The sequence below is a fragment of the Streptomyces sp. NPDC006643 genome (genome assembly GCF_042870175.1).
In the GTDB taxonomy this organism is placed as follows: domain Bacteria; phylum Actinomycetota; class Actinomycetes; order Streptomycetales; family Streptomycetaceae; genus Streptomyces.
In genome coordinates this window covers 38293-56414 of record NZ_JBIAHA010000016.1, presented here as the reverse complement: position 1 = coordinate 56414, position 18122 = coordinate 38293, and the positions used below count along the sequence as shown (strand labels likewise).

General features: G+C 71.2%; 19 protein-coding genes and 1 tRNA gene. 10 read left to right on the top strand and 10 right to left on the bottom strand.

The window, feature by feature from the left end:
* The first annotated feature begins 37 nt into the window (after positions 1 to 37).
* Positions 38 to 535: an Lrp/AsnC family transcriptional regulator gene (locus ACFYNU_RS22065; RefSeq protein ID WP_356591271.1), complete on the top strand. Its 498-nt coding sequence runs from the start codon at positions 38 to 40 to the stop codon at positions 533 to 535.
* A 45-nt stretch (positions 536 to 580) separates the two neighbouring features.
* On the opposite strand, the gene ACFYNU_RS22060 is transcribed toward ACFYNU_RS22065, so the two are convergent.
* Together ACFYNU_RS22060 and ACFYNU_RS22055 are read right to left on the bottom strand one after the other, a co-directional pair.
* Complete coding sequence (locus ACFYNU_RS22060; protein WP_356591170.1) at positions 581 to 1177, bottom strand: TetR/AcrR family transcriptional regulator; 597 nt, start codon at positions 1175 to 1177, stop codon at positions 581 to 583.
* Positions 1174 to 2703: a 3-hydroxyacyl-CoA dehydrogenase gene (locus tag ACFYNU_RS22055; protein WP_356591172.1), complete on the bottom strand. Its 1530-nt coding sequence runs from the start codon at positions 2701 to 2703 to the stop codon at positions 1174 to 1176. The genes ACFYNU_RS22060 and ACFYNU_RS22055 overlap by 4 nt, the downstream gene beginning before the upstream one ends.
* A 269-nt stretch (positions 2704 to 2972) precedes the next feature.
* On the opposite strand from ACFYNU_RS22055, the gene paaN reads away from it, so the two are divergent.
* On the top strand, positions 2973 to 4682 hold the full coding sequence (gene paaN / locus ACFYNU_RS22050; protein ID WP_356591174.1) for a phenylacetic acid degradation protein PaaN: 1710 nt from the start codon (positions 2973 to 2975) through the stop codon (positions 4680 to 4682).
* Between the two features lie 49 nt (positions 4683 to 4731).
* Here paaN and ACFYNU_RS22045 read toward each other — a convergent pair whose 3' ends face one another.
* Genes ACFYNU_RS22045 through ACFYNU_RS22035 form a run of 3 tightly spaced genes read right to left on the bottom strand, consistent with a single transcriptional unit; the run spans position 4732 to position 7710 of the window.
* Entirely contained in the window at positions 4732 to 5484 is a 753-nt protein-coding gene (locus tag ACFYNU_RS22045) for an RNA methyltransferase (protein ID WP_356591176.1), read from the bottom strand.
* A 34-nt stretch (positions 5485 to 5518) separates the two neighbouring features.
* Entirely contained in the window at positions 5519 to 6949 is a 1431-nt protein-coding gene (locus tag ACFYNU_RS22040) for an HTTM domain-containing protein (RefSeq protein WP_356591178.1), read from the bottom strand.
* Positions 6946 to 7710, bottom strand: a complete 765-nt coding sequence (locus ACFYNU_RS22035; RefSeq protein WP_356591180.1) for a DUF5819 family protein — start codon at positions 7708 to 7710, stop codon at positions 6946 to 6948. The genes ACFYNU_RS22040 and ACFYNU_RS22035 overlap by 4 nt, the downstream gene beginning before the upstream one ends.
* A 113-nt stretch (positions 7711 to 7823) precedes the next feature.
* On the opposite strand from ACFYNU_RS22035, the gene paaA reads away from it, so the two are divergent.
* Genes paaA through ACFYNU_RS22010 form a run of 5 tightly spaced genes read left to right on the top strand, consistent with a single transcriptional unit; the run spans position 7824 to position 11480 of the window.
* Positions 7824 to 8852 carry a 1,2-phenylacetyl-CoA epoxidase subunit PaaA gene (paaA, locus tag ACFYNU_RS22030; protein WP_388767034.1) on the top strand — a complete coding sequence of 343 codons (1029 nt, stop codon included), beginning with the start codon at positions 7824 to 7826 and terminating at the stop codon, positions 8850 to 8852.
* Complete coding sequence (paaB, locus tag ACFYNU_RS22025) at positions 8849 to 9139, top strand: 1,2-phenylacetyl-CoA epoxidase subunit PaaB (protein WP_356591184.1); 291 nt, start codon at positions 8849 to 8851, stop codon at positions 9137 to 9139. The genes paaA and paaB overlap by 4 nt, the downstream gene beginning before the upstream one ends.
* 41 nt (positions 9140 to 9180) lie before the next feature.
* On the top strand, positions 9181 to 9915 hold the full coding sequence (gene paaC / locus ACFYNU_RS22020; protein WP_356591273.1) for a 1,2-phenylacetyl-CoA epoxidase subunit PaaC: 735 nt from the start codon (positions 9181 to 9183) through the stop codon (positions 9913 to 9915).
* On the top strand, positions 9909 to 10415 hold the full coding sequence (gene paaD / locus ACFYNU_RS22015) for a 1,2-phenylacetyl-CoA epoxidase subunit PaaD (protein WP_356591186.1): 507 nt from the start codon (positions 9909 to 9911) through the stop codon (positions 10413 to 10415). Before paaC ends, paaD begins: the two co-directional genes overlap by 7 nt.
* On the top strand, positions 10416 to 11480 hold the full coding sequence (locus ACFYNU_RS22010) for a 2Fe-2S iron-sulfur cluster-binding protein (protein WP_356591188.1): 1065 nt from the start codon (positions 10416 to 10418) through the stop codon (positions 11478 to 11480). It abuts the gene before it with no gap.
* Positions 11481 to 11675: 195 nt separating this feature from the next.
* On the opposite strand, the gene ACFYNU_RS22005 is transcribed toward ACFYNU_RS22010, so the two are convergent.
* From ACFYNU_RS22005 to ACFYNU_RS21990, 4 genes are all read right to left on the bottom strand, one after another.
* On the bottom strand, positions 11676 to 12020 hold the full coding sequence (locus ACFYNU_RS22005; protein WP_356591190.1) for a rhodanese-like domain-containing protein: 345 nt from the start codon (positions 12018 to 12020) through the stop codon (positions 11676 to 11678).
* A gap of 86 nt (positions 12021 to 12106) precedes the next feature.
* Positions 12107 to 13033: a J domain-containing protein gene (locus ACFYNU_RS22000; protein WP_356591192.1), complete on the bottom strand. Its 927-nt coding sequence runs from the start codon at positions 13031 to 13033 to the stop codon at positions 12107 to 12109.
* A gap of 104 nt (positions 13034 to 13137) precedes the next feature.
* Entirely contained in the window at positions 13138 to 14589 is a 1452-nt protein-coding gene (locus ACFYNU_RS21995; protein ID WP_356591194.1) for a DUF2252 domain-containing protein, read from the bottom strand.
* Positions 14590 to 14748: 159 nt separating this feature from the next.
* Complete coding sequence (locus ACFYNU_RS21990; protein ID WP_356591196.1) at positions 14749 to 15114, bottom strand: helix-turn-helix domain-containing protein; 366 nt, start codon at positions 15112 to 15114, stop codon at positions 14749 to 14751.
* Between the two features lie 107 nt (positions 15115 to 15221).
* Between ACFYNU_RS21990 and ACFYNU_RS21985 the strand changes: the two genes are divergently transcribed.
* Positions 15222 to 15833 (top strand): NAD(P)H-dependent oxidoreductase, encoded by a 612-nt coding sequence (locus tag ACFYNU_RS21985; protein ID WP_356591198.1) that lies wholly within the window; start codon positions 15222 to 15224, stop codon positions 15831 to 15833.
* A gap of 405 nt (positions 15834 to 16238) precedes the next feature.
* On the opposite strand, the gene ACFYNU_RS21980 is transcribed toward ACFYNU_RS21985, so the two are convergent.
* Positions 16239 to 16325 (bottom strand) — tRNA-Leu (locus ACFYNU_RS21980).
* Positions 16326 to 16639: 314 nt separating this feature from the next.
* On the opposite strand from ACFYNU_RS21980, the gene ACFYNU_RS21975 reads away from it, so the two are divergent.
* Positions 16640 to 17515 (top strand): DUF3662 and FHA domain-containing protein, encoded by an 876-nt coding sequence (locus ACFYNU_RS21975; RefSeq protein ID WP_356591200.1) that lies wholly within the window; start codon positions 16640 to 16642, stop codon positions 17513 to 17515.
* 10 nt (positions 17516 to 17525) lie between these two features.
* Positions 17526 to 18041 (top strand): FHA domain-containing protein, encoded by a 516-nt coding sequence (locus ACFYNU_RS21970; RefSeq protein ID WP_023540225.1) that lies wholly within the window; start codon positions 17526 to 17528, stop codon positions 18039 to 18041.
* The last annotated feature ends 81 nt before the right edge of the window (positions 18042 to 18122 follow it).

Below are 18122 nucleotides of genomic sequence, written 5' to 3'. Positions count from 1 at the left end.
CAAGAGCGGAGAGGTGGGGGACATGGCGGCTGAACAAATGGCCGAGGGCTGGGAGCGGACCGGGCAGGAGCCCCCGCCCCGGCCGCTGGACGCGATCGACCGCGACATCCTGCGCATCCTCCAGACGGACGGACGCGCCTCGATACGGTCCGTGGCCGAACGCGTCCATGTCTCCCGCGCCAACGCGTACGCCCGGATCAACCGGCTCATCGAGGACCGGGTGATCCGGGGGTTCGGCGCCAGGATCAACCACGAACGGGCAGGTCAGGGCGCTTCCGCCTATATCACGCTCAAGATCGTGCAGAACTCCTGGCGGACCGTGCGCGAGCAGCTCCAGGAGCTGCCGGGCGCCACGCACATCGCGCTGGTCAGCGGCGATTTCGACGTGCTGCTGCTGGTCCACGCGCCGGACAACCGCACGCTGCGGGAGCTGGTCCTGACACGGCTCCAGTCGATCCCCGAGGTGCTGTCCACCCGCACCCTGCTGGTCTTCGAGGAGACGGACCTCGACCCGCAGGCCCCGCCCGCGCCCTGAAACGGGCGCCGGGGGCCTCAGGGGCGCCAGGTACGGGCCGGCGGGCTACGAGGCCTCGGTACGCAGCCCGTCGAAGGCCATCCGTACGACAGCCTCGGCCACCTGGTCGCTGTCGTAGCCGCCGGCCGCCTGCGGCCGGTACCACTCCACCAGCGAGTTGATCATGCCGAAGAGCAGCCGTGTCGCCAGCCGGATGTCCATGTCCGCCCGCAGGTCGCCGTCGGTCGCCGCCGCCTTCAGCAGATCGGCGACCCGCTGGTCGAACTCACGGCGCCGCTCCATCGCCCACCGCTCGGTCTTGGTGTTGCCCCGCACCCGCAGCAGCAGGGTGACGTAGGGCAGCTCCGCCATCAGGACCTCGACGGTGCGGCGCGTCACGTACTCGACCTGCTCGATGGCCCTGCCACGCGCGGCGCCCGGCTCGTCGAGAATCCCGAAGAGACCGTCGATGGCCCGGCTGACCGCGCGCCGCAGCAGTTCCTCCTTGCCCGCCACATGGTGGTAGATCGAGGACTTGGAGATCCCCGCGGCCTTCGACAGATGCTCCATGGACGTGCCGTCGTAGCCACGTTCGTTGAAGACGCCGACGGCGACGGTCAGCAGGGTCTCGGGGGTGTAGGTGTCCCGCTTGGCCGTCGTCATGAGCCCGCCCCTTCCGGTCCGGCCTCGGCGGCGGCGCGGCGGCGCAGCGCCTGTGAGGCGGCGTACCGGCCGGACGGGTACTCCTCGTGCAGCCTCTCCAGCAGTTGGAGCGTCCGCCCCGCCCCCAGCTCGGCGCCCCAGTCGAGCGGTCCGCGCGGGTAGTTCACGCCGAGCCGCATCGCGGTGTCGATGTCCTCGGCGGAGGCGACGCCGCGCGCCTCGGCGTCGAGCGCGAAGTCGACGAGCATGGCGACGGTACGGCCCACGATCATGCCGGGGACGTCGGCGATCACGCTGACCCGCTTGCCGAGCGCCTGGAAGAGACCGACGGCCGCGCGGACCGACTCCTCGGCCACCGTGGCGGACGGCGCCAGGGCTATCCGGGTCGCGGCGCGGTAGTCGAGCGCGAGGTCGAAGTGGATCAGTGGCACGGGGGAGCTGTCCGCCGCCTTGCCGTCGGTGAGGAACAGCCGGGTGCCGCAGGGCAGTTCGAGCCACCCGGGACGGCCGGGGAGGCCGGCCTCCTTACGTATGACGTCGATCCCGGCCGCCTCGATCAGCTCGGGCAGCGCCGCCGCCGCGAACAGCTCGCCGTGGACGACCACGGACGACGGCGGGTCGGCGGGCGGCGCGGTGTCCGGTACGGGGGCAAGGGCGCCGTCCTCGTAACCGAACCAGCCCCGGCCCGACTTGCGGCCGAGCCGGCCCGACTCCACGAGGCGCCGCTGGGCGAGGGAGGGCGTGAACCGCGCGTCCTGGAAGAAGGACTCCCAGACGGAGCGGGTGACCGCCTCGTTGACGTCCTGGCCGATGAGGTCGGTCAGCTCGAAGGGGCCCATCCGGAAGCCGCCGGACTCGCGCAGGACGGCGTCGATGGTCGCGGGGTCGGCGGCCCGCTCCTCGTGCAGGCGCAGCGCCTCGGCGTAGTAGGGGCGTGCGACGCGGTTCACGACGAAGCCGGGGGTGTCGGCGCAGCGCACCGGGGTCTTGCCCCACGCCGCCGCCGTCTCCCACGCGCGCGTGGCCGTCGTCCCGTCCGTCGCGTGACCGCTGACGACCTCGACCAGCGGCAGCAGGGGGGCGGGGTTGAAGAAGTGCAGCCCGACGAAGCGGCCGGGGAGGCGCAGGGCGCCGGCGACGGCCGTGACGGAGAGCGAGGAGGTGTTGGTGGCGAGCAGGCAGTCGTCGCCGACGATGTCCTCCAGCGCCGCGAACAGCTCCTGTTTGACCGTCAGTTGTTCGAGGACGGCTTCGACGACGAGCGCGGCGTCGGCGAGGTCGGACAGTTCCGCGGCGGGCAGGAGCCGGGCCTTGGCGCTGTCGCGGGCCGCCGCGTCCAGCCGGCCCTTCTCCGTCAGCCGGTCCAGCCGGGCTCCGACGGCCTCCGCCGCCTGCTGGGCGCGGCCGGGCAGGGCGTCGTAGAGGCGCACGGGATGGCCGGCGACAAGAGCCACCTGGGCGATCCCCTGTCCCATCGTGCCGGTGCCGACCACCGCGACGACGCGGGAGCGCTCGATTGCAGTCATGAACCCGATCCTCCTGTATGGACTTCCGCCGCGGTACGGGACCTCCCCAAGGCGGCCGGTCTCGGGTGGCGATCAGCCGGAACTGACCGGAACGACACCGTCCGCGCCGACGGGCCGGCCTGCGGGGGGCGCGGCCGGAAAACGCGGGTTTTCCACAGCCCCCCTTGTCCCGACCGATCGTTCGGTTACTCTAACTCTGTCCGTTGCCCGTGTCCCCCTGTCGCTCATGTCCCCCTGTCCCGCCCAGCTCGAAGAGGAGTTGGTCAGTCATGGCCGCCCAGCTCAGCACCCAGCAGCTCACCGAGAAGCACCGGCCCACGCTCGACCAGGCCCTCGACGCGATTCGCACGCGTGCCTACTGGTCGCCGCACCCCGAGCACCCGAAGGCGTACGGCGAGAGCGCGCCCGCCGAGGGACTGGCCGCGTTCAAGGCCCTGCGCGGCACCCGCGTCGATCTGGACCAGCCGGGCACCGACGGCTGGACGGGCGGCGAGGTCTCGCCGTACGGGCCGGAGCTGGGCGTCGAGTATCCGCACGCCGACGTGGACGTCCTGCTGCCCGCCATGCGCGCGGGCATGAGCGCCTGGCGCGCGGCGGGACCCGAGACCCGCGCCCTGGTCAGCCTGGAGATCCTGGCCCGGATCAGCGCCCGCACCCACGAGTTCGCCCACGCCGTGATGCACACCAGCGGACAGGCGTTCATGATGGCGTTCCAGGCGGGCGGACCGCACGCCCAGGACCGCGGCCTGGAGGCGGTGGCGTACGCGTACCGGGAGCAGACCGGCACCCCCGACGACGCCGACTGGTCGAAGCCCCAGGGCAAGCGTGACCCGCTGGAGCTGCGGAAGTCCTTCACCGCCGCGCCACGCGGCGTCTCGCTGCTGATCGGCTGCAACACCTTCCCTACGTGGAACGGCTATCCGGGCCTGTTCGCCTCGCTGGCCACCGGCAATCCGGTCCTCGTCAAGCCGCACCCGCGCGCGGTGCTGCCCCTCGCCCTCACGGTGAAGGTGGCCCGCGAGGTGCTCGCCGAGACCGGCTTCGACCCGAATCTGGTCGCGCTGGCCGCCGAGCGCCCCGGCGAGGGCATCGCGAAGACCCTGGCCGTCCGGCCCGAGATCAAGATCATCGACTACACCGGGTCCACCGCCTTCGGCGACTGGCTGGAGACCAACGCCCGCCAGGCGCAGGTCTACACGGAGAAGGCCGGCGTCAACACGGTCCTGGTCGACTCCACCGACGACTACAAGGGCATGCTCGCCAATCTGGCCTTCTCGCTCTCGCTCTACAGCGGCCAGATGTGCACGACCCCGCAGAATCTCCTGATCCCACGCGACGGCATCACGACGGACGCGGGCGCGAAGTCGTACGACGAGGTGGTCGCCGACCTGGCCGCCTCGGTGAGCGGCCTGCTGGGCGACGACGCCCGCGCCAACGGCCTGCTCGGCGCGCTGGTCAACCCGGACGTGAAGGGCAGGCTGGACGCCGCCGACTCGCTGGGTGACGTGGCGCTCGCCTCGCGCGAGATCGCCAACCCGGACTTCCCGGACGCGGTGGTCCGTACGCCGGTGATCGTCAAGTCCGACGGCTCGCGCAAGCAGTGGGACACGGCGGAGAGCGGGGACGGCTCGCAGGCGCCGTATCTCGCCGAGTGCTTCGGCCCGGTCTCGTTCGCGGTCGCCGTGGACTCGACCGAGGAGGCGCTGGAGCTGCTGCGCCGTACGGTGCGCGACAAGGGCGCGATGACCGTCGGGGCGTACACGACGTCGGCGGAGACCGAGCGCGCCGTCGAGGACGTCTGTCTGGAGGAGCTGGCCCAGCTCTCCCTGAATCTGACGGGCGGCGTCTATGTGAACCAGACCGCGGCCTTCTCCGACTTCCACGGCTCCGGCGGCAATCCGGCGGCGAACGCGGCGCTGTGCGACGCGGCGTTCGTGGCCAACCGCTTCCGTACGGTGGAGGTCCGCCGCCAGGCGTGACACGAGCGACGACGCCGGGCCCGGCCGTCCAAGGGCGGCCGGGCGCGGGTCAGTTGGGCCCGCCCCAGTGGAACAGGGTCATGGCCACACTGGTGGCGAGGTTGTAGCTGGAGACCTGGGGCCGCATCGGCAGCGCCAGCAACGTGTCGGCCCGCTCCCGCAGTTCGGCGCTGAGCCCGTGCCGCTCGGAGCCGAAGGCGAGCAGCGCGTCGTCGGGGAGGGCCACCGACCGGATGTCGTCGCCCTCCGGATCCAGGGCGTACAGCGGGCCCGGGGGGAAGGCGTCCGGGGACAGCCGCTCCACGGCCGTCGCGAAATGCAGCCCGGCCCCGGCGCGGACGACGTTCGGATGCCACGGGTCGAGATCCCCCGTGGTCACCACACCCGTCGCCCCGAAGCCCGCCGCGAGCCGCACCACCGCCCCGACGTTCCCGAGATTGCGGGGGTTGTCGAGGACGACGACCGGCGAGCGCCGGGGCGCCGCCGCCAGGGCGGCCAGGTTCTCCGTACGTCCCCGCCGGACCGCCAGGGCCACCACCCGCGTCGGGTGCACCTTCGGTACGAGATCCCGCAGTTCGTCGGCGGGCACCTCGGCGACGGTCCGGCGCAGGATGCCGGTCAGATCGTCGGCGAGTTCGGCCGCGAGGGCGAGCACGGACTCCTTGTCACTGGTGACGGCGAGCCGCACGTCCGCCCCGAACCGCAGCGCGTGCTTCAGCGCGTGGAAGCCGTCGAGCACCACGGCGCCGGGGGCGGTCTCGTGCCAGAGCCGCAGGGCGCTCGTGGGATCGACGTCGTTCATCGCCCCAGCGTAGGCGGGCGCGCGGGGACGGCCGTCACCGGACGAGCGAGCTGTCCGCGTCGGGGCCGGGCGACGACGGGGGCTTGGCGCCCTGCGCGCCCGACCCGGCCTCGTCCTTCCGGCGCTGGTCCGGCACGCTGCCACCGCCGGCCTCGTGCTCACCCTTCGCTCCGTGCTCGCCTTTCGCCTCGTGCTCGCCCTGCGCCCCGCCCATGTCCTGGTACGCCGGCCGCGCGGTGAGCCGCCGTCGGCCGCGCGTCGCCGCGTCGCCGACCCACAGCAGGAAGACGGTCGGCAGGAAGACGGCGTCGGCGGCGATCATCGCCAGCGAGAAGAACGGCAGCCCGAGCAGGACGGCGATCCCGGCGTGCTCCAGGATCATGGCCACCAGCAGGACGTTCTTGATCCGCCGGTTGAAGACCGTGAACGGGAACGCGACCTGCACGATGACGGTGCCGTACGTCAGCAGCAGCACGATCACACCGCTGGACGCCAGGATGTCGGAGAGGGCGGGCCACGGGGCGAAGTAGTCCAGGTGCAGCGGGTAGTACAGCGCGGTGCCGTCCTGCCAGCGCGACCCCTGGACCTTGTACCAGCCGGCCGTGGCGTAGATCAGACAGACCTCGACCATGATCACGACGAGTGTGCCGTTGTGGGTGAGGTTCGCGATGACGTCCAGCAGCGCGCGCGGCTCGCTCCTCGGCGCGTACCGGTTCACCGCCCACCACAGCCCCTGGGAGAGCCACAGCGTCCACAGCAGCGCCGTCACCCACCACTCGCCGCCCGTCGTGTCCAGCAGCGTGCCCAGCAGGGCCACGCCGAGCACGACCCACAGGAGCGGTCCGACCCGGTCCACCGGCGCGGTGCCGCCGGACGCCACGACACGCGCGGCGCGGGCCTCCCGGCGGGCGTCGAGCGACCAGACCCGACCGCAGCGCGTGAGCACCAGATAGATCGCCATCAGATGGATGACGTTGTCGCCGCCGTCTCCCATGAAGATGCTGCGGTTCTGGAGGGACAGCACGCCCACCATGAAGAGCACCGACATGGTGCGGGTACGCCAGCCGAGCATCAGCAGGGCGCTGGACAGTACGGCGACGGCGTACACGATCTCGAACCAGAAACCGCTGTCGGACCACATGAGTGTGGTGAACGCGCCGTTGCCCGCGATGAGTTGCTGGGCCATGTCCCAGCTCCACGGGCTGCCGGGCCCGTACAGCTCACGGCGGTTGGGGAGTTCGCGCAGCAGGAAGAGGAGCCAGGCGGCGGCGAAGCCGATCCGGACGACGGCGCTCTGGTGGGGGCCCAGGGCCTGGGACGTGACGCGGTGGAGGGCGAGCGCGGCCTTGCGGCCGAAGGCCGGCCGGCGGGCGGCGTCGCCGGGGCCCGCGGGGTCTGTCGTGCGGGCTGGGTCTGCGGTGCCGGCAAGGCCTGTGGTGCCGGCGGGGTCCGCGAGGTGGCTCATCCGCGGGCCTCCCCGGCGCCGTGGTTCCGTACGCCTTCGGGCAGATCCTCGGGAGTCACGGTCCACCACGGGAAGGCGCGGTAGGCGGGCTTGGTGTTGCTCTTCTCGGCACTCCAGGGGGGCGCCGCGATCAATCGGGTGGCGGACCTGACCTGGACACGTTCGACGGGGCCGCCGAGATCGTGCGACTCCAGGCGCAGCATGACTATCCGGCGTATGTAGCTCTCGGAGAGCTGTCCGCGCAGACCGTTGGGACGAGCCTTGTCGTCGTGCGAGTTGACGTAGAAGTCCCAGCCCCGGCGCAGCTCGTTCTGGTCGACATGGCTGGGGAGGGGGTTGCCGCGGATCGCCGCGCCGTCCTCGGCGGTCAGATTGATCCAGCCGGTCGTACCGCGCGATCCGTCCGCCTTGCGCACCTCGGCGCGGACCTCGACGGCGATGTTCTGCTGGAGCGGGTTGGGCGCGAAGAGCTTCCAGTTCTGCTCGAACTCCGGGAAGACCCAGTCGCCCACCTGCTCGCCGTACTTCTTGGAGACCGTGTTGTCGGGCGCGACGTGCAGGAACACCATGGCCAGATGGACCACCCCGACCAGTGCGACGACCGCGAGGGCGAGCGCGGCGACCACCTGATAGCGGAAGGAGAGCCCCGCTATCCCCTGCGACGGGGCCGCTGATGAATCCGGTGGTGGGCCCGCCGATGGACCCGCTGGTGGACCCGGTGGTGACTCCGGATTCACGCCCTTGTCGTCGTACGAATCCATCCGCCCCGTTCCCCGTCTTTCCACAGTCGGTTATCCACAGGGTTGACACCCTACGGGCCGCCGACCGACCATTGAAGTCCATGAACCGAACGATCGGTCGGTAGGGGGCCCGGATGACGGCAGTGACCGCGGGGACGGCTGTGGAGGCAACGATGGAGACGACGGCAGCGGCACAGGAGGCGGCGTTCGACACCGCCGTGGCCGCCGACGAGCGCATCGAGCCCCGCGACTGGATGCCGGAGGCATACCGCGCATCGCTCGTCCGCCAGATGGCTCAGCACGCGCACTCGGAAATCATCGGCATGCAGCCGGAGGCCAACTGGATCACCCGCGCGCCCTCTCTGCGGCGCAAGGCGATCCTGATGGCCAAGGTGCAGGACGAGGCGGGACACGGGCTGTATCTGTACAGCGCGGCGGAGACGCTGGGCACGAGCCGGGACGAGCTGCTCGACAAGCTCCACGCCGGCCGCCAGAAGTATTCGTCGATCTTCAACTATCCGACGCTGACCTGGGCGGACGTCGGCGCCATCGGCTGGCTGGTGGACGGGGCGGCGATCACGAACCAGGTCCCGCTCTGCCGCTGCTCCTACGGGCCGTACGCCCGCGCGATGGTCCGCATCTGCAAGGAGGAGTCGTTCCACCAGCGCCAGGGGTACGAGTCCCTGCTCGCCCTCAGCCAGGGCACCCCCGCGCAGCACGAGATGGCGCAGGACGCGGTGAACCGCTGGTGGTGGCCGTCGCTCATGATGTTCGGCCCGCCGGACGACGAGTCGGCGCACTCCGCGCAGTCGATGGTCTGGAAGATCAAGCGCCACTCGAACGACGAACTGCGGCAGCGGTTCGTGGACATATGCGTCCCCCAGGCCGAGGCGCTCGGCCTGACGCTCCCCGACCCGGACCTCAAGTGGAACGAGGAGCGTGGACAGCACGACTTCGGGGCGATCGACTGGAACGAGTTCCGGGAGGTCCTGAAGGGCAACGGGCCCTGCAACGAGGCCCGGATCAGCCAACGGCGCCGTGCGCACGAGGAAGGCGCCTGGGTGCGCGAGGCGGCGACGGCGTACGCGGCGAAGCACAGCGGCAACAGCACCAGCAGCGGCAATGGCAGCGGCGTCGACGCCGCGGGAGAGGCGACGGCATGAGCGGTTCGACCGAGTGGCCTCTGTGGGAGGTGTTCGTGCGGTCCCGTCGTGGCCTCTCGCACACACACGCCGGAAGCCTGCACGCACCGGACGCGGAGATGGCCCTGCGCAACGCGCGCGATCTCTACACCCGGCGCAGCGAGGGCGTGTCGATCTGGGTGGTTCCCTCCGCCTCGGTCACGGCGTCCTCGCCGGACGAGAAGGACTCGTTCTTCGAGCCGGCCGGCGACAAGCCGTACCGGCACCCGACGTTCTACGAGATCCCGGAGGGGGTGCGCCACCTGTGAGCGGCACCCCGACGGACACGGACCCCGGGACCGGCTCCGGTATCGGCCTCGGCGCCGGGACCGCGACCACGGCTCTCGCCCTCGCCGACGACGCGCTGATCCTGTCGCACCGGCTGGGGGAGTGGGCGGGCCACGCGCCCGAGCTGGAGGAGGACGTCGCCCTCGCCAACATCGCGCTGGACCTGCTGGGCCAGGCCCGGATCCTCTACACCCTGGTGGGGGACGAGGACGAGCTGGCCTATCTGCGCGAGGAGCGCGCCTTCCACAATCTCCAGCTGGTCGAGCAGCCGAACGGCGACTTCGCCCACTCGATCGCCCGCCAGCTCTACTTCTCCACCTACCAGCGGCTGCTGTACGGGCAGTTGGCCACCGGGGACGGCCCGTTCGCCGCCCTCGCCGCCAAGGCGGTGAAGGAGGTCGACTACCACCAGGACCACGCCGAGCAGTGGACACTGCGCCTCGGTGACGGCACCGCCGAGAGCCATGAGCGGATGCAGCGGGCCTGTACGGCGCTGTGGCGGTTCACCGGCGAGATGTTCCAGACCATCGGCGACGGCGCCGGACTCGACGGCGTCGACAGGCGGCAGCTGGAGGAGAGTTGGCTCTCCTCGATCACCGCCGTGCTGGAGCGCGCGACGCTCACCGTGCCCGACGGGCCACGCTCCGGGGCATGGACGGCGGGCGCGGGACGACAGGGCCTGCACACCGAGTCGTTCGGCCGGATGCTCGCCGAGATGCAGCATCTGCACCGCAGCCACCCGGGAGCGTCATGGTGACCGGCACGAGCGGACCGACCGCGCTGGAGAGCGAACTGCGCGCGCTCGCCGGCTCCGTGCCCGACCCCGAGCTGCCGGTCGTGACGCTGGAGGAGCTGGGCGTGCTGCGCGCCGTCCATGTCTCGGGACCCGGCAGGGTCGAGGTCGAGCTGACCCCGACCTACACCGGCTGCCCGGCGATCGAGACGATGTCCTCGGACATCGAGCGCGTGCTGCACGAGAACGGGATACCGGACGTCTCCGTCGTCACGGTGCTCTCCCCCGCCTGGTCGACGGACGACATCAGCGCCGAAGGCCGCCGCAAACTCGCGGAGTTCGGCATCGCACCGCCCCGCCCGCACAGCACGGACGGACCGGTGCGGCTCACCCTCGCCATCCGCTGCCCGCACTGCGGCTCGACCGACACCGAACTGCTGAGCAGGTTCTCCTCCACCGCCTGCAAGGCGCTGCGCCGCTGCACGGCCTGCCGTGAACCGTTCGACCACTTCAAGGAGTTGTAGATGTTCCATCCGCTCCGCGTCAGCGAGGTTGAGCGGCTCACGGACGACTCGGTGACCGTCACCTTCGCCGTGCCGCCCGAGCTGGACGAGACGTTCCGCCACACACCGGGTCAGCACATCGCGCTGCGCCGCGTCGTGGACGGCGAGGAGATCCGCCGTACGTACTCGATCTGCGCGCCCGCCGGCGAGCGCCCCGAGCTGCGGGTGGGCATCCGACTGGTCGAGGGCGGCGAGTTCTCGACGTACGCCCTCAAGGAACTCACCGTGGGCGACACGGTCGAGGTCATGGAGCCGACCGGCCGCTTCGTGCTCACGCCGCGCGCCGGGCACTTCGCCGCGATCGTCGGCGGCAGCGGCATCACCCCGGTGCTGTCGATCGCCTCGACGCTCCTCGCACGGGAGCCGGACGCCCGGTTCTGTCTGATCCGCAGCGACCGCACGGTCTCTTCGACGATGTTCCTCGAAGAGGTCGCGGACCTGAAGGACCGCTATCCGGGCCGCTTCCAGCTGGTCACGGTGGTGTCCAGGGAGGAGCAGCAGGCTGGGCTGCCCTCGGGCCGGCTGGACGAGGAGCGGCTGGCGGAGCTGCTGCCCGCTCTGCTCACGGTGGACGGTGTCGACGGCTGGTTCCTGTGCGGCCCGCTCGGTCTGGTCAAGGGCGCGGAGCGGGCACTGCGCGGCCTGGGCGTCGGGCGCAAGATGATCCACCAGGAGATCTTCCACGTCGACGACGGTGCGCTGGGCGCGGTCACACCCGCCACGGGCGCCGCCGCGTCGGCCGCTCCGTCCGGGAGCACGCTCACCGCGACGCTCGACGGCCGTTCCGGCAGCTGGCCCGTCCGTGAGGGCGACTCCCTGCTGGAGACGGTGCTGCGCAGCCGGGCGGACGCGCCGTACGCGTGCAAGGGCGGGGTCTGCGGTACCTGCCGGGCCTTCCTCGTCTCGGGCGAGGTGCGGATGGACCGCAACTTCGCCCTGGAGCCGGAGGAGACCGAAGCGGGCTACGTCCTGGCCTGCCAGTCCCATCCGGCCACCGCCGAGGTCGAGTTGGACTTCGACCGCTGACAGCGCCCCACCCACGCCACCGGGCCCGTCTCCCCCGCGGAGGCGGGCCCGCCGTCGCGGCGGCCCGCACCGCCATGACCACCCCGGCGACCACGGCGAACCGGGTCAACGGGATGGCGGAGCGGTACCGGTGACGGACCGCCAGGGAGCCAGAGCCAGGGGCGTCAGAGCCTCAGAGCGTCAGCCACCAGCGCGTCAGAGCACGAACGCCGCGCTGCCGTTGTCCGTGACCATCGGGCGGCCGGCGCCGTCCCAGGCCTGCATCCCGCCCTCGACGTTCGCCGCGTCGATGCCCTGCTGCACCAGATACTGGGTGACCTGCGCGGACCGGCCGCCGACCCGGCACATGACGAACGCCCTGCGCCCGTCGGCCACCGCCTCGGTCACCTCACCGAAGCGCGCCACGAAATCGCTCATCGGAATGTGCAGCGCGCCCTCGACATGGCCCGCCGCCCATTCGTCGTCCTCACGGACGTCGAGCACCAGACCGTCGGACGGTACCGCCGCGACATCCACCGCGGGCAGCTGGGCGAAACTCATGTGATGTGCCTTCTCTCGTACGGGTGTGTCCGCCGGTGCGACAGATACGGCGGTTGGTTCAGGTACAGCCTCGCGCACGCGACGCGCTACTGCTGCACCAACCTGGCCAGTTCGGACTCGCGTCCCGAAACCTCGGCGAGCAGCTGCTCGGCGATCTCCTCCAGCAGCCGGTCGGGATCGTCCGGCGCCATCTGAAGCATCGCGCCGATCGCGCTCTGCTCCAGATCCTTCGCCACGAGCGTCAGCATCTCCTTGCGCTGGGCCAGCCACTCCAGCCGGGCGTACAGCTCCTCGCTCTCGCTCAGACGCGGCTCCTTCGGCGCGGGTCCCGCCGCCCACTCCTCGGCGAGCTGCCGGAGCAGCGCCTCGTCCCCACGCCCGTAGGCCGCGTTCACCCGGGTGATGAACTCGTCCCGCCGAGCCCGCTCGGTGTCGTCCTGCGCAAGATCCGGGTGGGCCTTGCGGGCGAGGTCGCGGTAGAGCTTGCGCACCTCGTCGGTCGGCCGCACCCGCTTCGGCGGCTGCACGGGCTGGTCGGTCAGCATCGCCGCGGCCTCCGGCGACAGACCGTCGGAGTCGAGCCAGTCGTGGAACAGCTCCTCGATCCCCGGCATCGGCTGCACCATCGCCCGTGCCTCACGCGCCTTGCGCAGATCCTCGGGGTCGCCCGACCGGGACGCACGGGCCTCGGCGATCATCGCGTCCAGCTCGTCCAGCCGCGCGTACATGGGGCCGAGCCGCTGGTGATGCAGCCGGGAGAAGTTCTCCACCTCGACCCGGAACGTCTCCAGCGCGATCTCGAACTCGATCAGCGCCTGCTCGGCGGCCCGCACGGCCCGCTCCAGCCGTGCCTCCGGCCGCTGCTCGGCCCCCGCCCCGTCGGCGGCGCCCGTCGTGGCGTCCGGGTCCTTCTCGGCATCCGTCGTCGCGGCTGTCGTAGCGTCCGGCACGTCTGGCACGTCCTGCTCGTCGTCGTTACGGATCGTCGGCTCCCCGAAGGCGTCCTGCGTCACCCGTCCAGCCTACGGGCGAACACACCCCACTCCTCCACATCCCTGGTCCCACGCCCCGCCACGCCCCGCGGATCCCGGGGCTCAGCCCCGGAACCCCGCCGCCCTCAGACGCCGAGCTCGGCGGCTATCCGCCCGTTCCTGACGGCCGTCACCAGCTCGGCGTGATCCGCCTCGGTCCGGTCCGCGTACGCGACGGCGAAAGCCGCGACCGCCTCGTCCAGCTCCTCGTTCTTTCCGCAGTAGCCCGCGACGAGCCGCGGGTCCACGCTGTGCGCGTGCGCCCTGGCCAGCAGCGCGCCGGTCATCCGCGCGTAGTCGTCGACCTGGTCGGCCGGGAGCGCGGCCGGGTCCACGCTGCCCTTGCGATTCCTGAACTGCCGCACCTGATACGGCCTGCCGGCCACCGTCGTCCAGCCCAGCAGGTTGTCGCTGACGACCTGCATCCGCTTCTGCCCGAGCACCACCCGGCGCCCCTCGTGCTCCACACCCGGCGTCTCGAACCCGGCCGCCTCCACGAACGGCAACAGCGCCGACGCCCGCGCCTCCTTCACCTGGAGCACCAACGGCTCGCCCCGGTGGTCCAGCAGCAGCACCACGTACGACCGGGTCCCGACGCTGCCCGTGCCGACCACGCGGAACGCCACGTCGTGGATCGCGTACCGCGCGAGCAGCGGCAGCCGGTCCTCCGAGAGCGTGGTCACGTACTCACCGAGCGAGGCCGCGACCGCCGCGGCCTCCTCGTCCGGCACCCGCCGCAGCACCGGCGGCGCGTCGACGAACCGCCGCTGCGCCCCCGCACCACCGCTCCCGTCGCCCTCGTCGTCCATGACCTCGGTCGACTTGGCGGCGAACCTCGCGCTCGTGTTCTTACGGGCCTTCTCCGACACCCGCTCCAGCGTCCCCACCAAGTCGCGCGCGTCCGCGTGGGAGACCAGTTCCTCGTCCGCGATCGCGTTCCACGCGTCGAGGGCCGACAGCTTCGACAGCAGCCGCATCGTGCGCCGGTACGCGCCCACCGCGTCATGGGCGCCGCGCCGGCACGCCTCCTCGTCGGCGCCGGCCACCCGCCCGGCGAGCACCAGCGAGGTGGCGAGCCGCTTGACGTCCCATTCCCAGGGGCCGACGACCGTCTCGTCGAAGTCGTTGAGGTCGATGACGAGGCGGCCTCGCGCGTCCCCGTACAACCCGAAATTCGCCGCGTGCGCGTCACCGCAGATCTGCGCGCCCGCGCCCGTCACGGGAGTCCCCACCAGGTCATGCGCCATCAGTCCGGCGGCGCCCCGCAGAAACGCGAAGGGATTCGCGGCCATACGGCCCACCCGCAGCGGCGCCAGCGCGGGCACCCGGTCACGGTTCGACTCCTCGACGGCCCGCACCGCGTCCGGCCGCTCGGCCGAGAGCACCAGCGAGTCGTGCGAGGACCTCGGCACCTGCTCCCGCAGCGCCTTCCCCTCCTGCTTGGGAGTGCTCTCCGCACCACCCGACGTCACGCGCCGCGCGAAGCCCGGCACCACCGGAATGCGCGCGTCCGTCACCACCGAACCGGCCTCACCCATGGCACGCCGCCTCCCCCGAACTCGACCAACATCAACTGGCCACGACGGTACCCCCGCACCCCGACAGCCGTCTCCCCCTGTGGATAACCCTCCGACCTGCCGACTCCCGGCAACCCACTCAGCTCAAGACCGCCCCGCGGCCAGACCCGACGCGGGACGCTAGTCGGAACCGTCGCACCGCGGCGGACAGCCGCTCTCGCCCGCCAGGTGCTTCTCCGCCCACCGCCCCAGCTCCTCCAGCGCGGGCTTCATCGCCGTCCCCGCCTCCGTGAGCCGGTACGCGACCCGCAGCGGCGGCCCCTCCTCGACCTCACGCACGAGCAGCCCGGCCGCGGCCAGCTCCGTGAGCCGGTCGGACAGCATGCGCTCGCTGATGCCGGGGATCGCCCGCCGCAACTCCGCGAAATGCACGGCGCGTTGCATGAGGACGGACACGATCAGCCCGGTCCACCGCTTGCCGAACAGCTCGAAGACGCGCGTCATCCCCACGTCGGCCGGCCTGCACGGGTCCCCGCTTCCCTCCATGGGCTCAGTGTACTGCGAAGCCATGAGTACCTAACAAAAAGTAAGCTACTGTGCTATCCATAGGTACGAACGAATCTGCACACCTCACCCCACCCATGGAGATCCTCATGGCCACGCTGCTGCACCTCGACTCCGCCGTCTCCCCGCAGGGATCGGCCTCTCGCGAGGTCACGGCCTCCTTCGTCGACGGCTGGCGCGAACAGCACCCCAAGGGCGAGATCGTCTACCGCGATCTCGCCGCCGCCCCGCTTCCGCACCTGGACATCGCCGCCGTCGCCGCCGGCGCGGAGAACGCGCTGCGGGCGGAGCTCGCCGCCGAACTGGCCGCCGCGGACGCGGTCCTCATCGGCGCCCCGATGTACAACTTCACGATCCCGTCCACCTTGAAGGCCTGGCTGGACCACGTGATCATCGTCGGCCACAACGCCGGCGAGGACAGCCCGATCAAGGGCAGGCCGTTCACGGTCGTCGCCAGCCGCGGCGGCTCGTACGCGGCGGGCACCCCGCGCCAGGACTTCGAGTTCGTCCAGAACTATCTGGAGAAGGTGCTGAACGGCATGTTCGGCGTCGAGGTCGACTTCATCGTCCCCGAACTGACCCTGGCCCACTCGGTGCCCGCGATGGCCGACCTCATCCCCCTCGCCGAGGCGTCCCGCGCGAAGGCGCGCGAGGAGGCGGCCAGCAAGGCCAAGTCCCTGGCCGCCCGCCTGGCGGCCTGACCCGGCCCCACGACCCACCCGACCCCACAACGACCCGGCCCCACGGCCGACCCCGCAACCGCACCGCACCCGCACCCGTGCCGCCTCAGGACCGGGCACGGGTGCGGTTCAGCTATCGGCAGCCAACGGCCCGCAGCCCGTCGAGCACGAAGCACAGCAGCCTCTGATGGAGCCGCACCACGATCGTGACGTACCACCCGCGTGAGACACACCTCACACCAGGCATACCAGTCAACGATCAACCGCCGACCGCCAAATACCGGTGGCCACCACCCCGCCGCCACCCCAACCCTGACCTGCCACAACGCACAACACCGCACAACGCCACACAACAAAATGGCCGCCATCGCTATCACGATGACGACCGTTCCGTCGTTGCTCAGAACACCGATCCACCGGTGTTCCTGGTGCGCGAGGGGGGAGTTGAACCCCCACGCCCTTTCGGGCACTGGAACCTGAATCCAGCGCGTCTGCCTATTCCGCCACCCGCGCATTGGGTGTGCCGTCCGGTCTCTCACCTGCTGGTGTGATCGCCTGGCGACATCGAAAAGATTAGCACGCTGCACAGGGTGGAATCACATCCGTTTGTCTCGGCATCCCTGCCGGGGAACAAGCAACCTGGAGCGGCCTCCCCCACTCCTCCGGAGTGCACCCCGCATGCGGGACACTGTCCTGGGGCCGCCTCTACGATCCGTGTGAGAGGTGACACTCATCGACGGGGCAGACAAGGGGAACCACCCGATTTCCCCACGCGTGGATACGATCAGTAAGCAGTACCAGGACGGCAACGACGGAGGAGGTGCCCCATGGGAGTCCTGAAGCGCTTCGAGCAGCGACTCGAAGGTCTGGTCAACGGCACCTTCGCGAAGGTGTTCAAGTCCGAGGTCCAGCCCGTGGAGATCGCCGGCGCCCTTCAGCGTGAGTGCGACAACAACGCCACGATCTGGAACCGCGAACGGACCGTCGTCCCCAACGACTTCATCGTGGAGCTGAGCGCGCCCGACTTCGAGCGCCTCAGCCCGTACTCGGGACAGCTCGGCGACGAACTCTCCGGGCTCGTCCGCGATTACGCGAAGCAGCAGCGCTACACCTTCATGGGACCGATCAAGGTCCATCTGGAGAAGGCCGACGACCTCGACACCGGTCTGTACCGGGTGCGCAGCCGCACCCTCGCGTCGAGTACGTCGCAAGGCCCCGAGCAAGGGCCGGGACCGGCACCCGCACGCGGGGCGGCCCCGGGCCGGGCGCCCGCGCCCCCGTCGGCCGCGCCTCCGGGCGGCTACGGATACCCGCCCTCGTCACCGCCTCCCATGCCTCCGTCGCCCCCGCCGGGCGCCGGGCGCCCGGGACAGGCGGCGCAGCCTCCCTCGACACCGCCCCCCGGGGCGATGCCGGGCGCCCAGGTCCGCCGCTGGATCGAGATCAACGGCAATCGCCACCAGATCTCGCGCCCCACGCTGGTGCTGGGCCGCAGCACCGACGCCGACGTGCGGATCGACGATCCCGGCGTCTCCCGCCGGCACTGCGAGATTCGGACCGGAACGCCCTCGACGATCCAGGATCTCGGGTCCACCAACGGCATCGTGGTAGACGGACAGCACACCACCCGCGCTACGCTCCGCGACGGCTCGCGGATCGTCGTGGGCCAAACCACCATCGTTTACCGGCAAGCCGAAGGGTGAAGCGGGGGCAATGTCAGAGCTGACCCTGACGGTCATGCGGCTAGGTTTCCTAGCCGTTCTGTGGCTGTTCGTGATTGTGGCCGTCCAGGTCATTCGGAGCGATCTGTTCGGCACACGTGTCACGCAGCGCGGCTCACGCCGCAACGCCGACGCCAGGCCGCCGCAGGGCGCCGCCCGCCAGACCGCCGCGCCTCCCGCGCAGCGGTCGCAGGGCGGGCGCCAGCGCCGGGGGGCGCCCACGAAGCTGGTCGTCTCGGAGGGGATCCTCACCGGCACCACGGTGGCCCTCCAGGGACAGACCATCACCCTGGGCCGGGCGCACGACTCAACGATCGTGCTGGACGACGACTACGCGTCCAGCAGGCATGCCAGGATCTACCCGGACCGGGACGGCCAGTGGATCGTCGAGGATCTCGGGTCCACCAACGGCACGTATCTCGACCGGACCCGGCTCACCACCCCGACACCGATTCCGCCGGGCGCGCCGATCCGCATCGGCAAGACCGTCATCGAGCTGCGGAAGTAGTACGACAATGAGCGAGCGGAGCGAGCGAGCCGCGGCGGTCCCGCACCGGGACCGCGGCAGGCTCCCGACCGGAGGGTGGGC

Excerpts from the sequence above, each read along its gene's own strand:
- ACFYNU_RS22065 (WP_356591271.1), top strand. The coding sequence starts at position 38 with ATGGCCGAGGGCTGGGAGCGGACCGGGCAGGAGCCCCCGCCCCGGCCG.
- ACFYNU_RS22060 (WP_356591170.1), bottom strand. The coding sequence starts at position 1,177 with ATGACGACGGCCAAGCGGGACACCTACACCCCCGAGACCCTGCTGACC.
- ACFYNU_RS22055 (WP_356591172.1), bottom strand. The coding sequence starts at position 2,703 with ATGACTGCAATCGAGCGCTCCCGCGTCGTCGCGGTGGTCGGCACCGGC.
- paaN (WP_356591174.1), top strand. The coding sequence starts at position 2,973 with ATGGCCGCCCAGCTCAGCACCCAGCAGCTCACCGAGAAGCACCGGCCC.
- ACFYNU_RS22045 (WP_356591176.1), bottom strand. The coding sequence starts at position 5,484 with ATGAACGACGTCGATCCCACGAGCGCCCTGCGGCTCTGGCACGAGACC.
- ACFYNU_RS22040 (WP_356591178.1), bottom strand. The coding sequence starts at position 6,949 with ATGAGCCACCTCGCGGACCCCGCCGGCACCACAGGCCTTGCCGGCACC.
- ACFYNU_RS22035 (WP_356591180.1), bottom strand. The coding sequence starts at position 7,710 with ATGGATTCGTACGACGACAAGGGCGTGAATCCGGAGTCACCACCGGGT.
- paaA (WP_388767034.1), top strand. The coding sequence starts at position 7,824 with ATGACGGCAGTGACCGCGGGGACGGCTGTGGAGGCAACGATGGAGACG.
- paaB (WP_356591184.1), top strand. The coding sequence starts at position 8,849 with ATGAGCGGTTCGACCGAGTGGCCTCTGTGGGAGGTGTTCGTGCGGTCC.
- paaD (WP_356591186.1), top strand. The coding sequence starts at position 9,909 with ATGGTGACCGGCACGAGCGGACCGACCGCGCTGGAGAGCGAACTGCGC.
- ACFYNU_RS22010 (WP_356591188.1), top strand. The coding sequence starts at position 10,416 with ATGTTCCATCCGCTCCGCGTCAGCGAGGTTGAGCGGCTCACGGACGAC.
- ACFYNU_RS22005 (WP_356591190.1), bottom strand. The coding sequence starts at position 12,020 with ATGAGTTTCGCCCAGCTGCCCGCGGTGGATGTCGCGGCGGTACCGTCC.
- ACFYNU_RS21995 (WP_356591194.1), bottom strand. The coding sequence starts at position 14,589 with ATGGGTGAGGCCGGTTCGGTGGTGACGGACGCGCGCATTCCGGTGGTG.
- ACFYNU_RS21990 (WP_356591196.1), bottom strand. The coding sequence starts at position 15,114 with ATGGAGGGAAGCGGGGACCCGTGCAGGCCGGCCGACGTGGGGATGACG.
- ACFYNU_RS21985 (WP_356591198.1), top strand. The coding sequence starts at position 15,222 with ATGGCCACGCTGCTGCACCTCGACTCCGCCGTCTCCCCGCAGGGATCG.
- ACFYNU_RS21975 (WP_356591200.1), top strand. The coding sequence starts at position 16,640 with ATGGGAGTCCTGAAGCGCTTCGAGCAGCGACTCGAAGGTCTGGTCAAC.
- ACFYNU_RS21970 (WP_023540225.1), top strand. The coding sequence starts at position 17,526 with ATGTCAGAGCTGACCCTGACGGTCATGCGGCTAGGTTTCCTAGCCGTT.